Below are 496 nucleotides of genomic sequence, written 5' to 3' on the forward strand. Positions count from 1 at the left end.
GGTTTGACCTTCCAGGCCGAGAGTTTCATATTTTTGCTGCCACATTTTATCCCCAAGAGTTCGTATTACTTTCGTGGCTGCTTATTATCTGTGCCTTTGGGCTATTTTTTATTACTGTTTTTGCTGGACGTGTTTGGTGTGGCTATACCTGCCCACAAAGCGTCTGGACATTCTTATTTATTTGGCTTGAGCACCGCATAGAGGGATCTAGAAACCACCGTATTAAGCTAGACAAGCAGCCAGTGAATGCTGACAAAGCGTGGCGGAAAGGAGCTAAACATTCCGCTTGGTTACTGATTTCTTTGGCTACTGGCATCACTTTTGTGGGTTACTTCACCCCCATCCGCACGCTAGTGACGGAACTGCCTACGCTAGAAGCCCATGGCTGGTCCTATTTTTGGGTTGGCTTCTTTTTAGTATTTACCTATTTAAATGCAGGCTGGCTGCGCGAGCAGGTGTGCATTTACATGTGCCCCTACGCGCGCTTCCAATCAGT

At 47.0% G+C, this 496-nt stretch carries 1 protein-coding gene; it reads left to right on the top strand.

What is annotated here, in order from left to right:
* Nucleotides 1-496: 4Fe-4S binding protein (locus INT22_RS21340; protein WP_226912846.1), on the top strand; the 496-nt coding region annotated here is incomplete at both ends.

It is taken from the genome of Halomonas sp. 3D7M, assembly GCF_014897885.1.
GTDB lineage: Bacteria > Pseudomonadota > Gammaproteobacteria > Pseudomonadales > Halomonadaceae > Vreelandella.